This is a genomic window from Muribacter muris, from assembly GCF_001038205.1.
Classification (GTDB): Bacteria; Pseudomonadota; Gammaproteobacteria; order Enterobacterales; family Pasteurellaceae; genus Muribacter; species Muribacter muris.
The window spans coordinates 1-11,938 of the sequence record NZ_JWIZ01000077.1 but is presented as its reverse complement, the minus strand read 5'-3'; the positions used below and the strand labels follow the sequence as shown (position 1 = coordinate 11,938).

Annotated in this window: 20 protein-coding genes and 1 pseudogene; 9 read left to right on the top strand and 12 right to left on the bottom strand. The window is 43.5% G+C overall.

Annotated elements, in window-relative coordinates; genetic code table 11:
• Nucleotides 1-94: 94 nt before the first annotated feature.
• The 4 genes and pseudogenes from RO21_RS10420 to yidD form a co-directional block, all read left to right on the top strand.
• A pseudogene (locus RO21_RS10420) lies at nt 95-445 on the top strand (EamA family transporter); the annotation flags it as partial.
• Between the two features lie 98 nt (nt 446-543).
• Nucleotides 544-678 carry a 50S ribosomal protein L34 gene (gene rpmH / locus RO21_RS10415; protein ID WP_005599701.1) on the top strand — a complete coding sequence of 45 codons (135 nt, stop codon included), beginning with the start codon at nt 544-546 and terminating at the stop codon, nt 676-678.
• A gap of 54 nt (nt 679-732) precedes the next feature.
• The gene (gene rnpA, locus RO21_RS10410) at nt 733-1,062 is read left to right on the top strand and encodes a ribonuclease P protein component (protein ID WP_047977720.1); all 330 of its coding nucleotides are present in this window, start codon (nt 733-735) and stop codon (nt 1,060-1,062) included.
• Nucleotides 1,023-1,325, top strand: coding sequence for a membrane protein insertion efficiency factor YidD (gene yidD, locus RO21_RS10405; RefSeq protein ID WP_084724296.1), 303 nt, complete (start codon nt 1,023-1,025; stop codon nt 1,323-1,325). Before rnpA ends, yidD begins: the two co-directional genes overlap by 40 nt.
• Before the next feature lie 18 nt (nt 1,326-1,343).
• On the opposite strand, the gene rfaC is transcribed toward yidD, so the two are convergent.
• From rfaC to RO21_RS10385, 4 genes are read right to left on the bottom strand one after another with little or no spacing between them, the layout of a single operon-like run.
• Nucleotides 1,344-2,297, bottom strand: coding sequence for a lipopolysaccharide heptosyltransferase RfaC (rfaC, locus tag RO21_RS10400; RefSeq protein ID WP_047977718.1), 954 nt, complete (start codon nt 2,295-2,297; stop codon nt 1,344-1,346).
• On the bottom strand, nt 2,294-3,334 hold the full coding sequence (gene waaF, locus RO21_RS10395) for a lipopolysaccharide heptosyltransferase II (RefSeq protein WP_047977717.1): 1,041 nt from the start codon (nt 3,332-3,334) through the stop codon (nt 2,294-2,296). The genes rfaC and waaF overlap by 4 nt, the downstream gene beginning before the upstream one ends.
• An 8-nt stretch (nt 3,335-3,342) precedes the next feature.
• Nucleotides 3,343-3,741, bottom strand: coding sequence for an MliC family protein (locus tag RO21_RS10390; protein WP_047977716.1), 399 nt, complete (start codon nt 3,739-3,741; stop codon nt 3,343-3,345).
• A 57-nt stretch (nt 3,742-3,798) separates the two neighbouring features.
• On the bottom strand, nt 3,799-5,091 hold the full coding sequence (locus RO21_RS10385; RefSeq protein ID WP_047977715.1) for a LysM-like peptidoglycan-binding domain-containing protein: 1,293 nt from the start codon (nt 5,089-5,091) through the stop codon (nt 3,799-3,801).
• A 219-nt stretch (nt 5,092-5,310) separates the two neighbouring features.
• On the opposite strand from RO21_RS10385, the gene RO21_RS10380 reads away from it, so the two are divergent.
• Complete coding sequence (locus RO21_RS10380) at nt 5,311-5,658, top strand: ComEA family DNA-binding protein (RefSeq protein ID WP_047977714.1); 348 nt, start codon at nt 5,311-5,313, stop codon at nt 5,656-5,658.
• Nucleotides 5,659-5,955: 297 nt separating this feature from the next.
• Here RO21_RS10380 and crp read toward each other — a convergent pair whose 3' ends face one another.
• From crp to RO21_RS10340, 8 genes are all read right to left on the bottom strand, one after another.
• Nucleotides 5,956-6,630, bottom strand: a complete 675-nt coding sequence (gene crp, locus RO21_RS10375; RefSeq protein ID WP_047977713.1) for a cAMP-activated global transcriptional regulator CRP — start codon at nt 6,628-6,630, stop codon at nt 5,956-5,958.
• A 63-nt stretch (nt 6,631-6,693) separates the two neighbouring features.
• A complete protein-coding gene (locus RO21_RS10370; RefSeq protein ID WP_047977712.1) occupies nt 6,694-6,918 on the bottom strand; it encodes a YheU family protein in 225 nt (74 codons plus the stop codon).
• Between the two features lie 268 nt (nt 6,919-7,186).
• A complete protein-coding gene (locus RO21_RS10365) occupies nt 7,187-8,224 on the bottom strand; it encodes a phage integrase (protein WP_047977711.1) in 1,038 nt (345 codons plus the stop codon).
• 2 nt (nt 8,225-8,226) lie between these two features.
• Nucleotides 8,227-8,634, bottom strand: a complete 408-nt coding sequence (locus RO21_RS10360) for a helix-turn-helix domain-containing protein (protein ID WP_047977710.1) — start codon at nt 8,632-8,634, stop codon at nt 8,227-8,229.
• 19 nt (nt 8,635-8,653) lie between these two features.
• Entirely contained in the window at nt 8,654-9,514 is an 861-nt protein-coding gene (locus RO21_RS10355; RefSeq protein ID WP_047977709.1) for a hypothetical protein, read from the bottom strand.
• Nucleotides 9,474-9,692, bottom strand: coding sequence for a hypothetical protein (locus tag RO21_RS10350; RefSeq protein WP_047977708.1), 219 nt, complete (start codon nt 9,690-9,692; stop codon nt 9,474-9,476). The genes RO21_RS10355 and RO21_RS10350 overlap by 41 nt, the downstream gene beginning before the upstream one ends.
• Before the next feature lie 197 nt (nt 9,693-9,889).
• Complete coding sequence (locus RO21_RS10345; RefSeq protein ID WP_047977707.1) at nt 9,890-10,366, bottom strand: hypothetical protein; 477 nt, start codon at nt 10,364-10,366, stop codon at nt 9,890-9,892.
• 20 nt (nt 10,367-10,386) lie between these two features.
• Entirely contained in the window at nt 10,387-10,785 is a 399-nt protein-coding gene (locus tag RO21_RS10340) for a helix-turn-helix domain-containing protein (protein WP_047977706.1), read from the bottom strand.
• A 135-nt stretch (nt 10,786-10,920) separates the two neighbouring features.
• Between RO21_RS10340 and RO21_RS10335 the strand changes: the two genes are divergently transcribed.
• From RO21_RS10335 to RO21_RS10320, 4 genes are all read left to right on the top strand, one after another.
• On the top strand, nt 10,921-11,100 hold the full coding sequence (locus RO21_RS10335; protein ID WP_047977705.1) for a hypothetical protein: 180 nt from the start codon (nt 10,921-10,923) through the stop codon (nt 11,098-11,100).
• A complete protein-coding gene (locus RO21_RS10330; RefSeq protein WP_047977704.1) occupies nt 11,093-11,278 on the top strand; it encodes a hypothetical protein in 186 nt (61 codons plus the stop codon). The genes RO21_RS10335 and RO21_RS10330 overlap by 8 nt, the downstream gene beginning before the upstream one ends.
• Entirely contained in the window at nt 11,278-11,523 is a 246-nt protein-coding gene (locus RO21_RS10325; protein WP_193789297.1) for a DNA-binding protein, read from the top strand. The genes RO21_RS10330 and RO21_RS10325 overlap by 1 nt, the downstream gene beginning before the upstream one ends.
• A gap of 108 nt (nt 11,524-11,631) precedes the next feature.
• Nucleotides 11,632-11,892 (top strand): hypothetical protein, encoded by a 261-nt coding sequence (locus RO21_RS10320; RefSeq protein ID WP_047977702.1) that lies wholly within the window; start codon nt 11,632-11,634, stop codon nt 11,890-11,892.
• Nucleotides 11,893-11,938 lie beyond the last annotated feature (46 nt).

Genomic DNA, 11,938 nt, shown 5'->3' with positions numbered 1-11,938 from the left:
TTTAAATAACAAGGAGTTTATCAAAAGATGCAGTGGATCACTTTTCGATGATCTTACTGCATCAGCCTGGCGCATTTTTGCATGATCATTAACATTACAGGGGATTGATTCCGATTTTGCCACCTTTATCCGAACCCTTGTGATTTTAGTGGCGTTGTGTGTTTTTCTGACATATAGCGGCAAATGGCAGCCGTTCGGCACATTAACCGGCAAGCATTGGGTATTTTTGATTTTGTCCGGCTTGGCAACCGGGTTATCTTGGTTAGCGTATTTCAAAGCGTTACAGATGGGGAATGCGGCACAGGTTGCACCGATTGATAAATTCAGCGTCGTGTTGGTAACGATTTTTGCGGTGTTATTTCTCGGTGAACGCCCCTCTTTGCAAGAGTGGCTTGGAATCGGCTTGATTACAGGCGGGGTAGTGCTTCTTGCGATTAAGCGATAAATTAGCCTTGATCTTTGCGGTGTTTGCCGTTAAAATTCGCACTCTTTTTATAATTCTCCCTTGGCTAATGCCAACGTTAATATTTTTAGGTATAACAAATGAAACGTACATTTCAACCCTCTGTATTAAAACGTGCGCGTACACACGGTTTCCGTGCTCGTATGGCAACTAAAAACGGTCGTCAAGTATTAGCGCGTCGCCGTGCTAAAGGTCGTAAGAGCTTATCTGCATAATTGCTTTGCGCTAAACGTGCTGTGAATAAGTTCACTTTTACTCGGGAGCTGCGTTTGTTAGCTCCCGTTCAATTTAAGGCGGTATTTGAACAGCCGCAACGTGCCAGTACTCCTCAACTCACCCTATTAGCCCGTCAAAACCAAGCAGAATTTGCCCGTTTAGGTTTAACTGTGGCGAAAAAACATCTCAAAAGAGCCCACGACCGCAATCGGATTAAACGGATTGTGCGGGAAAGTTTTCGTTTAAAACAACACGATTTACCCGCCTGTGATTTTGTCTTTGTCGCCAAAGCCGGTATCGGCAAATTGAGCAATCAAGAACTGTTCGCAACCCTCGAAAAATTATGGCAACGCCACATTCGCCTCGCCCGTCAAGCAAAATAGCCACAGCCGGTTGGCTTGCGAAAATAATGCTGGGGCTGATTCGCTTTTATCAATATGTGATTAGCCCGCTGATTGGGCCTCGCTGCCGCTTTTATCCAAGCTGCTCCCAGTATGCTGTTGAGGCAATTCAGCGCTTCGGTGCTGTGAAAGGCGGTTGGTTGGCGTTAAAACGCATTGTGCGTTGTAATCCGCTCAGCGAGGGGGGAGAAGATCCTGTCCCGTGCTGTAAAGCACATCAACCTGTTACAAAAAACGACCGCTAACGGACCGCTTGTTTTAGATTAACCGAGCACTGCCAACTTTTCTAACACCTGATTGGGCGAGATATTTGCCATTCCCTGTGCCGTGAGATAATGCTGATTTTTGCCGTAAGCACCGATCAGTTTCGGATCGGTTGCCCCGTATAAAATTACATTAGGTTTATCCAATGCGGCAGCTAAATGGCTCAATCCGGTATCGACTGAAATCACGGCTTGCGCGAGGGCAATCTGCGTTGCCAGTGCAGTCAGGCTTAATTTCGGTAACACCTGAATTTGTGGATTGCCTTGTGCCAAGCGTTCAGCCCGTTGCCGTTCCGCCTCGTTTCCCCAAGGCAAGCAGATATACCGGCCCTCATTGGTAAGTGCTTGCAATGTAGTGCGCCAATGACTTTCCAGCCAATGCTTATCGGGGCGGGTGGTGGCGTGAATCGCGATGAGGTAAGCGGTCTGATCGGCTTGGTTTTTTGTAAAATGGTGAGCAATGCCGTAATCGCCCGTTTTTTCGGCTAACCGATAGCCAAGGGCGGCGGCAAACAGTTGGCGAATACGCTCAACGGCGTGCTGCTGATAAGGAATGTGAAAGGCGTGATCGTAGCAATGATGGCTTAATCCTTCCCTTGCGCTCTGCTTGTCGTAGCCGAATTTTTGCCCCCTTGCCAAGCGGGTGGCAAATAATGCACTTTTCAGCAAGCCTTGTGCGTCAATCACCGCATCGTAATCCGTTGCCTGTAATTGTTGTTTATAGGCAAACCATTGCCGCCACGTTTGGCGTTGAAACAGGTGCTTGCGCCATCGGCGAAGAGCAATCGGAATCACATTTTGCACGGCACTATGCCAGCGGGGAATTTCGGCAAATGCCGGCTCGACCACCCAATCAACTTGTAAATTGGGGATTGCTCGTTGAGCATCAGTGAGCGCGGGTAGGGCGTGAATGACATCGCCCATTGAGGAGGTTTTGACAAGGCATATTTTCATTGGGCTAACAGAGCATTTAGTTTTTCCAATACCAGCTCCGGCGCAATATCAATCAAACTTTGATGATAGCCCTCGCTACTTTCGCCTTTGCGGATTTTAATCAATCCCCCCTCAATTAAACGGATAATGACCGCATTATTGGCAAGTGGCGGCGTATATTGCGGGCTAGTCGGGCCATAGAGTGCGACCAGCGGACGTTTTAGTGCCGCCGCAATGTGCATTAAACCGGAGTCATTGCTGACCACTGCTTTACAGGCGGAAAGTAAATCAACAGCTTGGTTGAGGTTGGTTTGTCCGGCTAAATTGAGGCAGTAGCGTTGCAGGCTTTCCGGCAATGCCGAGCGGATTTGTTCGCCGACTGCTTCATCTTTTTGCGAACCGAATAATTGCACCGCATAGCCTTGCTCAATCAGTTTTTCGGCAAGAGTGGCATAGTGGTAGTGAGGATAACGCTTGGCAGGGCCAAATTCTGCCCCCGGACAAAAACCGATCGCCTCACGCTGTTCGGCATAGGCGAGTTGTTTGGCAAACGCCGTTTGAGTTTGCGCAACACTTTCGGCGCTGACTTTCAGATAAGGGGAGTGAATCGGGAGTTGCTCGGCGGTCGGTATTTGATGCCGCTCGAATGCTAATGCCACGTAGCGTTGCACCATCATCGGATAGGCGTTTTTATTACGGCGTAAATCGTTGAGCAGCCCGTAACGCATCTCGCCCTTCCAGCCTCGCCGCTGTTTGATACCAGCAAAAAAAGGGATAAAGGCGGATTTAAAGGAATTGGGCAGCACAATCGCCAAATCGTATTGATTTCGCAAATTTTTGCCTAAATGATACCGCTTGCATAGTTGGAAACTGCCGTGTCCGATTGGCATTGAAAGAGCCGTTCGCACTTCCGGCATTCGCTCAAGCAGGGGGCGACACCAATCGGGCGCGATTACATCAATCCGGCAGGTAGGATCATTGCGTTTGAGCTGTTGATAAAGGGCGTGCGACATCATCATATCGCCTACCCAAGACGGGCCAATCACTAAAATATTCATTGTCTATCCTATTTTCGCACGCAGCCTTCCGCCAACACTTTCTGGCGATTATTTTTCAATGTGCCTGTTCCCTTGAAATCTTCCGTCCAAATCCAGCGGATATTACTGTATCGCTTGTGATTTTTAGTAACGGTTGAGGAGAGCTTGTAGGTGGTATGCCCGAAAGTTACATTGATCGTTTTCTTATTAAGCGGCTGAATACGGACACGTTGCTGATTTTTGCACTGGTAATTTAATGCCGTTCTCTCTTTAACAATCTGCCGATTTTCAGCGGGTGGCGGTAAAATAAACTGATGCTGAGCAGAGTCAATTTGAGCAATCGGCGACATTCCGGGCAGGGTGCAACCGCTCAACAGGGCAATCAGTGAGGTGCAGAGAATAAGGTTAATTTTCCGGGTAAATTTCATTCGTTGTCCTTGATAAAGGCAAAAAGAGCAACGCGGGGTTGCGTTGCTCTTTGGTTTCTATTTAAAGGTATAACTGCCGTTGGCTTGGCGGATATATTTGCCGGCGCTTACGCTCATTTCGGCAACACGCCCGTTCTTATCCAAGCGTACCGTTACTTTTTCTCCGATCTTGAGGTTGCTGACCGCATTGTTCACCTTGCTCATTGCATTGACATCGGAGATATTTAGGTTGTTATCTCGGAAGACTTGCATTAACGACACCCCTTTCGGCACAGTGAGGGTTTTGCTGGAAACAATCGGGCTAGCCGGCTCTGCAGTTTTTACCACCGCTACCGGTGTTGGTTCAGTTTTCGGTTTCGCCGTGCTGTGTGTTGTTTTTACCGGCGCAACGGCTTTTTCGGCTTTACTTGGCTCGACTTTTGGTGGTGTCGGTTTTAACCGATCCACTTTTTTCGGTTCGGCTTTTGCCGTTTCAGGCTGATAAATTACGCTGCCGTTGGTGGCCGGTTTCTTGATCGGTTCAACCGCAACCGGTTTTGCCACAGTGGTAACGGTTGTTGCCGCCAGTTCGGTTGGTTGGGCAGATTCCGTTGGTGGTGTAACAGCCGACTGCTCTGTTTGAGCAGGTGCAGTAACGTTTGCATTATTTTCCACAAAAGTTACCGCTTGTTGTGCTTGTTCCGCCGTTGCAGTTTGTTGGGCTTGCAATGCACGAGCTTCCTCTTCGGCACGTTTGGCTTCCGCTTCATCTACCGGGCGGAATTCAATCGGCAAACTGGTGCCTTGTTCCTGTAATGCTTCAACGCTCTTAGGCGTATTTGGTTTCAACAGGAAAAAGACCAGTAATAATGCAAGAGCTAGCAAAAGCACTAACAATAAACGGCGGAATTTCGGCGGTACTTTGTCGGTTAAGGCTTTTTTCGGTTGTGTTGTGTGTGCCGGAATCACCCGCTCAACACTGTTTGTCGGCTCGGATTTAGCCGTATCGTTTGCCGGTGTATCCGATTGGGTCGGTTGTGGGTTTTCCGCCGGCTTTGTTGTTTGTTCAGGTTTTTCTTCAACCGGTGAGAACGCAAATCCGGCCGCTTTAGGCGGTGTAGATTGGGCACTTTCTTCGGTTTGAGCCGTTGGTGGATTTTTGTTGAGCATCGCCTTTTCTTCTAAGGTTGAAAGCGTTTGCGCCGCTTCCGCTGGACGTTTTAGCACTGGGGTGAATGTATGCCCCGGTGAAGTGTTGGAAGACACAGAAACAGAAATCGGGCTTTTAATATCAGCGGTATTTTGCACAGTAGGATTTGTTGGCGCTTTTTCACCAAATGTGGGTTCAATACGAGATTTATTTTGATTCATTGTCTTTTCCAAGATGATAATTTAAACAGAAAAATATCGTTATTCTAAAGGATTTCTCTATATTCGGCACGTTATTTTCAAAAAATTACTCTTGTTATGTGCGGCGATTTAATTTTTACGATCGAGATCGTAAAAATCATATTTGAACGTTGTTTTAACGTGTTCATCGGGCTAAGGTCTGCGGGCAATGTTGCAATCAAAATCTAATAAGGAGTGAAAATGAAACGTTTTAAACCATACCGTTTAGGCATCTTGCTCGGGATATTGAGTGCGGGCGTATTGGCGACGGAAGCACCGCAACCGAGTAGTGTAACCGGCACGGCGGAGCAAACTCAATCATCACAGTTAAAACCCGCTGCGGCTAATCTGAACCAAGTGAATATCAATACCGCTACTGCGGCAGAAATTCAGGACAAATTGGTCGGCATTGGGGCAAAAAAAGCGCAGGCGATTGTCGAATACCGTGAGAAAAACGGACGTTTCTTAAATGTAGAGCAACTGACGGAAGTGTCCGGTATCGGTAAAGCTACGCTGGATAAGAATCGGGATAGGATTGTGCTGGAATAGCTAAAGCAAGCGGTCGGTTTCGACCGTTTTTTTGCAATACTACAATATTATGTAGCAGTTGTACAAAGGTGTTTTTTATTCACTTGTAGGGACACACTGCGTGTGTCCGGATTTTAAATTATTGAAATAATTTGATTTTTATAAAGGACACACGCAGTGTGTCCCTACATTCTGTTAAAATTTCTATTTTTTGTGCATTTGCTACATAATACCGCAATACTATGCCGTAATATGAATAGAAGAGGCTATTATCTATTTTGCGAAAAATGACACGGAAATGACCTCTTGCCTGTGGCATTAGCGTGTGCCATAGACCACAATGGTTTTGCCGTGGGCGGAGATCAGCCCGTCATCTTCTAACATTTTCAAAATTCTGCCGACCGTTTCCCGTGAGCAGCCAACCATTTGTCCGATTTCTTGGCGGGTAATTTTGATCTGCATTCCTTGCGGGTGGGTCATTGCATCGGGCATTTTGGCTAAGTTCATCAATGTTTGGGCAATGCGTCCGGTAACATCAAGAAACGCAAGATTGCTGACTTGGCGGGAGGTCATTCGTAAACGGCGGGCCATTTGGGCGGAGAGATACATCAAAATATCCGGATTAAGATGCACTAACTGTTTGAATTTCTTATAGGAAATTTCCGCAATCTCACAGTTGCCCTTGCTGCGTACCCACGCCGTGCGCGGCTGGATTTTGTCTTCAAATAAGCCGATTTCACCGACAAATTCTCCCTGCCCTAAATTCGTCAGCAGCATCTCTTTGCCTTCATCGTCTTTGATGAACACGGAAACCGCCCCACTGATAATATAAAATAGAGATTGCGCATCTTCACCTGCGTGGATAAGGGTATATTTGGCAGGGTAGCGGTGGATATGGCAATGTGTCAAAAACCATTCAACCGCAGGGTCGTGAATAGACGGAGGCGGGCTCACATTTTCCAGTTGCGCTGTTGAAATTGAAACATCTTTCATAAGATCCTCTGAACTGACTTTACCGAGAGAACATATCTAAATGTAAAGATTCTACCACGAAATTTACATATTCCCTAAGAAAGATTTTTTATCTTTAATATCAAGGCTTTGATGAAGTTCTGACCAAACAATGACAGCTTTATCCGCTTCAAGTAATGCCATTAACCTTGCCCGCTTTTCTGCTAGGGTAAGTTCTTGTTCGCCGTAGTCAGTGCCTTCACGCAAAATAACGGAATCCAGTACGTTCGAGAGGGTTGTTTCTTCCAATGATTGCCAAGGGATAATCATTATATTTCCTTAATAAATTTCGGTGGTTTTGTTAATTAGGCTGATGCCTTTCAATGATGCTACGCCATTCTAGATTGTGGTAGTGCCAATAAAAATGTCTAAAGCGCATCGGGTAGTCGGGTAACCACGGTTTTGCCGCCGTATTATAATGGAGAATTTTGGGAATATCTTAATAAACATTTTGAAATCAAATAGTTACAACAAAATCAATCGGTTAAGAGTACGAAATAAGGTAAAATAGGTTAAACTAGCGTATGATAACAGCCACTTAACAGCCACATTTGTGGCGATTTTCTAACGGATTGAAGCTCACGGCTTGTTCCAAATATGAAGGCGCAAAGTGGGCATAAATCATCGTCATCTTAATATCAGAATGCCCCAAAATATCCCGCAGAACCAAAATATTACCACCGTTCATCATAAAATGGCTGGCAAACGTATGTCTTAGAATATGCGTTGCTTGTCCTTTTGGTAGCTCAATGCCCGCTCTCTTTAATGCAGAATGGAAGGATTTATGACAGGCTTTATAGTACGCCCCTTCAAAAATTCTCCCCATTTTAATCGGAATCATTGAATAAAGTGCCTTAGAAATCGGCACGGTTCGGTTCTTTCCGCTTTTAGTTTGGTTATACGTTATCTTATAGGGAATAATTTGAGAGCCGGTTAAAGACTCAACTTCGCTCCACCTTGCCCCTGTTGCCAAACAAATACGCACAATTAAAGACAAATATGGATTACGGGAATTATCACAAGCTACTAACAGTCGATCAATCTCATCATTACGCAAAAAAAGCAAAGGCTTCTCCTTAACCTTAAACTTGCGTACTTCCGCAACCGGATTATCCCCTTTCCACTTTTTTAACCGTTTCAGCTCATTAAACATTGCCCTCAAAGCCGATTGCTCTAAATTAACCAAGGCTTCTTTTGGCACTCGCTTATTCGTTTTATTGACAATCTCACCACTTAACCGCTTTGCTCTAAAATCGGCAAAATCAGAGGCTGAAAAATCCCGAGCGAGTGGATCGCCAACCATCTCGGCAATCCATAACAATTTTTGATAGCGTTTCTTACCACTTACCAAGGTTTGCCCGTGCAAATCAAACCATAAATGCACTAGCTCGGACAACCGCTGCGGCTGTTCTTTCTGAATCTTAATGGCTTTAAAGAGCGGACTATTTTCCTGCTTGATTGAATTATTAAAACGGTTAGCTTCACTTCTTGATTCAAACCAACGCCGGATACGTTTGCCGTCAATATAAGCATCAACCAACCATCGCCCTCTTTTATTATCTCTACGGACTGCCATAGCTAACCTTGATGAATATTAATATCCCCACCAATGAAATTATGATCGCCCTTCAACACCGCATTTTGGGCAACCGCCTTTTTCTTCTCGGTTGCGCCGAAACTATCGAGCTTACTCATATAGTTAATCGCCTCGATTTTCTGCTTTTTCGGCAAATTGCGGTAAGCGGTTAAAATCATCTCTTCATCAACGGAAAGACCATCATCACTTTTCCCGTAAACCAACCAATCTAATGTAACATTCGTATCACGGGCAATCACCGCTAAATCGTTAAACGGAATAGCGTTCACTTCCTCCCATTTCTGAATCGTGCTATGGCTCGTCCCCAGCTTATCTGCCAGTTCCTCATTATTACCCGCAGATAAAACCTGTCTCATCCGTAAAATAACGGCTTCCGTGTTAAATACCATTACTGAAAGTTCCTTAGCTTTAGCTACCTATATCCCGATAAATAACTAAAGGTGTAATTGCATATTCCCCTTTGTATCTACCTACGAATTGCTTTAATATAAAAGTAGTTGTTATATAGCCAAAATTTACAGTTTTCCTTATTGAATCTGACTCAGATTTTAAATAAATATCTTTATTGTTATCTTTATCATCTTTATGTGTATCAAGAACCCCTATAATAGTCCAATTTCCATTTAATATTACTCCTTCGTTGAAAAGAATATCAGAATAAGAGCGGGTCATATTATTAGGGATCATTGAGGAAAAACTTACATAGTCTTTATTAGATAAATGAGTATAAATTCTATCAGGTAATTTTTTTATCGTATTAATAACTAAAGAAATAAAATCTTCTTTCTTATCGCCAATAATATTATTGGCTTCTTTATCTTCATATATCCCTAGCTCAACCAAATTGGATAATAAATCATCAGGAAACATTTTAAAATCAAATAATTTTAACTCACCTTTAATAACCACAATATCCCCATAATTTGCAGTAGAAATATCATAATTAAGTAAGTTTCTCTTGGTAAGCTCGGAAATCACCGCAAGCGGTAATAATTGGGAAGCATCATATTTTAATTGGTTCTGGTTCGTCAGTTTATCACTACTGGATTTCTCTTTTCTAGAAAGCCACTGCCCGATAGAACGCCAACCTAAATTAAAGCCACTCTTTTCGGAGGTGGCTTTATTATTTTCTTCAGAATCAGAAATGACCTTCTCAATCAGTTCACCATTTTCAAATAACTGAACATATAACGAGGATAATTTAGGACGATCAATATATAAAAAATCCTTAAGGTAAATGCCATCCTTCTTTTTTTGGAACAGCTCCATTATATTTTCTCCGTTCTTCTATTTCTTGTTTTAATTGCTGTCGTGATTGCATTATCTGCTCGGTTTCGGCTTCTACCTTATCAGCAAATTTATCCGCATTATCTAACTCAGCTTCTGCCTCATTGAAGACTTTTGCCTGGACACTCGCAACCTGTTTTAACCATTTAAATAAGCCCATTTGACTACCTCCATTGATGTATATAGCCATAGCTTACCAGTTTTCAGCCTAAAAAGTGAGTTTTACCCAATCTTCACATCACCACCAACATAATTCCCGCTATTGCCGTTTATATTGATAGATGTATTACTATTACCATTTCCCATTGCATTAAACACTTGCAACTTTTGGGAAAAATCCAACTGCTTGTGCTACAGCTATTTACACACTTTTTTAATAATCTTGACATCTTCTGGTCTAAATTTAACGGTTGTTTTTTCAAGATCAAAAAGTGGATAGCTGTCATCTTTTATATTAACGAGCTTTCCACTAATATTTAATACTACTGTATTATTTTTCAGGTCTTTTTCAACAAATTCTAAGTTAAGATAGGTATCAAATTTAGACTCACTCCAGCCGGTAATATTGGGAGCGTAATATGAAATGCTCGCTCCATCACCAACCTCAAACTTAAATGCTTTGTTTTTGTTAGAATATTTAAATGTATTACATTGCATATTCAAGTTGAAGAACTCTGTTTGGCTTTTACCAAATCCTACGAAAAAAGCGGGCTTTCCGTTCATTGTATAGTCGGAATCATCGTCAACAGTCGACCAAGTTGTAAATTCGTTGCTATAAGCATTACCTACTATTAAGCTAGATAAAACCACCGCTAATTTTGCTAAATGTTTCATAATATTCCTCCCAAAAACAATCACCCGATTTTTACATCACCACCAATGTAATTGTCTTGATTGCCAATTACATTGATAGAACCATTCGCACTTTGTTGCTTATCTGCTTTTAGATTGGTCATTAACCCAATCACTTCCAGCTTCTTACGATCATCTAAATCATTGAATGCCATCAAAACTAATTTTTCGTGAGTTGAAAGTTCATTAGTCGGTTGCTCACCTCTTATCAACCAGTCAAGGCTAACTTTTTTCTGTTCAGCAACATTTAATAAAACATCAAGGGGAATAGAGTTTCTTGCATTCCAGTTAGCAACAACACCATTACTAAATCCCAATTCTGCAGAAAGCTCCTTCATAGTCTTAAGAGAGTAAATTTTAAGCAGTCTTTCAATCACCTCGCCTGATGAAAAATTAGACATTCAAACCTCCAAAATTCATTTTGATATTTACACATAACAAAATGAGATCTAAAATCCACAAAAACAAAGCAGAGAAAAGCAAATCAAAGCATTTCAAAGCAAAGTGAAACATACCACAAAACCAAAGGGGGTTCAATGCAAGCCGAAAACCAACAAAGAGCAACGCTTCAACTTGCCATTCGCTTTACCGGCGAGATCGCCGAACAGATCACGCAAATGGCAAAAGACCGCAACATCAGTTGCAGTGCCTTCGCTAAAGTCATTTTGGCAGAAGGGATCAAAAACGAAATCAAAAAGGCACAGACAAATGCGTAATTCAACACTCATCATCGCCCTGCTGATGTTATCGCTTGCCGCCGTTTGTTGGCTAATAAGCGTGCCACTCGGCAGAAAAGCCAAATACTATGAGCCGGCAGGCTATCTGCAAGGCGCGGCTATTGCTGCTGCCGTTGCCGGCGTTTATTGCTTAGTAAGATACGGGTTAGGGGAATAATGATGGAACCAGTCATCAATGTTGCATTCAATATCACGCTAGACACGGCGGAAGTAACAATTAAAGAGTACGCCCGCCGAACCGGTGTCAGCATTCCAACGGTGAAAAAAATGCTAGAAGATGGCAGGCTGACACCAATGCCGAAAAAAGGCAAAGAACAAGTGATGATCAACCTAGCCGAACGCTTCCAAAAAGCGATGTTTGATCGTCTCGAACACATTATTCGCACCAATCAAGCACATTAACTCCCCTGTTTATTTCCACAACTAAATAAGCAGCCGAATAGGGTTGCAGGTTTTCTGCACCCTAAATTCCGCAAATTGCGGATTTTATACACAAAAAAGGGGGCTTTTATGCCAAACCAACGTCAACGCAAAATCAGCCAACGCCGTAGGCTCTATTTTGCCGAGCAACGCCTAAATCGGCTTGAGCGGCGGCAGGAAATGGCACAGCTCGACACCGAGCAAACCTACGACCTGCTCGCCCAGCTTGAAGCCAAAATTAACCGCCTGATTGAACAACATCGGGCATTAGCCGCCGAGCAAAAGCAGGCGAACACGCGGTCGGTTTGGCGTTCAATTTTACAAATCCTGAAAACCAAAGGCGAGCCATAGGGGGAGCAATGAGCAGAGCAGATATTCTTAATCAAGCCTTATTGCC

Bases quoted from the DNA above. Each gene is read 5' to 3' on its own strand.
- rpmH (WP_005599701.1), top strand. From the start codon at position 544: ATGAAACGTACATTTCAACCCTCTGTATTAAAACGTGCGCGTACACAC.
- yidD (WP_084724296.1), top strand. From the start codon at position 1,023: ATGGCAACGCCACATTCGCCTCGCCCGTCAAGCAAAATAGCCACAGCC.
- rfaC (WP_047977718.1), bottom strand. From the start codon at position 2,297: ATGAAAATATGCCTTGTCAAAACCTCCTCAATGGGCGATGTCATTCAC.
- waaF (WP_047977717.1), bottom strand. From the start codon at position 3,334: ATGAATATTTTAGTGATTGGCCCGTCTTGGGTAGGCGATATGATGATG.
- RO21_RS10390 (WP_047977716.1), bottom strand. From the start codon at position 3,741: ATGAAATTTACCCGGAAAATTAACCTTATTCTCTGCACCTCACTGATT.
- RO21_RS10385 (WP_047977715.1), bottom strand. From the start codon at position 5,091: ATGAATCAAAATAAATCTCGTATTGAACCCACATTTGGTGAAAAAGCG.
- RO21_RS10380 (WP_047977714.1), top strand. From the start codon at position 5,311: ATGAAACGTTTTAAACCATACCGTTTAGGCATCTTGCTCGGGATATTG.
- crp (WP_047977713.1), bottom strand. From the start codon at position 6,630: ATGAAAGATGTTTCAATTTCAACAGCGCAACTGGAAAATGTGAGCCCG.
- RO21_RS10370 (WP_047977712.1), bottom strand. From the start codon at position 6,918: ATGATTATCCCTTGGCAATCATTGGAAGAAACAACCCTCTCGAACGTA.
- RO21_RS10365 (WP_047977711.1), bottom strand. From the start codon at position 8,224: ATGGCAGTCCGTAGAGATAATAAAAGAGGGCGATGGTTGGTTGATGCT.
- RO21_RS10360 (WP_047977710.1), bottom strand. From the start codon at position 8,634: ATGGTATTTAACACGGAAGCCGTTATTTTACGGATGAGACAGGTTTTA.
- RO21_RS10355 (WP_047977709.1), bottom strand. From the start codon at position 9,514: ATGGAGCTGTTCCAAAAAAAGAAGGATGGCATTTACCTTAAGGATTTT.
- RO21_RS10350 (WP_047977708.1), bottom strand. From the start codon at position 9,692: ATGGGCTTATTTAAATGGTTAAAACAGGTTGCGAGTGTCCAGGCAAAA.
- RO21_RS10345 (WP_047977707.1), bottom strand. From the start codon at position 10,366: ATGAAACATTTAGCAAAATTAGCGGTGGTTTTATCTAGCTTAATAGTA.
- RO21_RS10340 (WP_047977706.1), bottom strand. From the start codon at position 10,785: ATGTCTAATTTTTCATCAGGCGAGGTGATTGAAAGACTGCTTAAAATT.
- RO21_RS10335 (WP_047977705.1), top strand. From the start codon at position 10,921: ATGCAAGCCGAAAACCAACAAAGAGCAACGCTTCAACTTGCCATTCGC.
- RO21_RS10330 (WP_047977704.1), top strand. From the start codon at position 11,093: ATGCGTAATTCAACACTCATCATCGCCCTGCTGATGTTATCGCTTGCC.
- RO21_RS10325 (WP_193789297.1), top strand. From the start codon at position 11,278: ATGATGGAACCAGTCATCAATGTTGCATTCAATATCACGCTAGACACG.
- RO21_RS10320 (WP_047977702.1), top strand. From the start codon at position 11,632: ATGCCAAACCAACGTCAACGCAAAATCAGCCAACGCCGTAGGCTCTAT.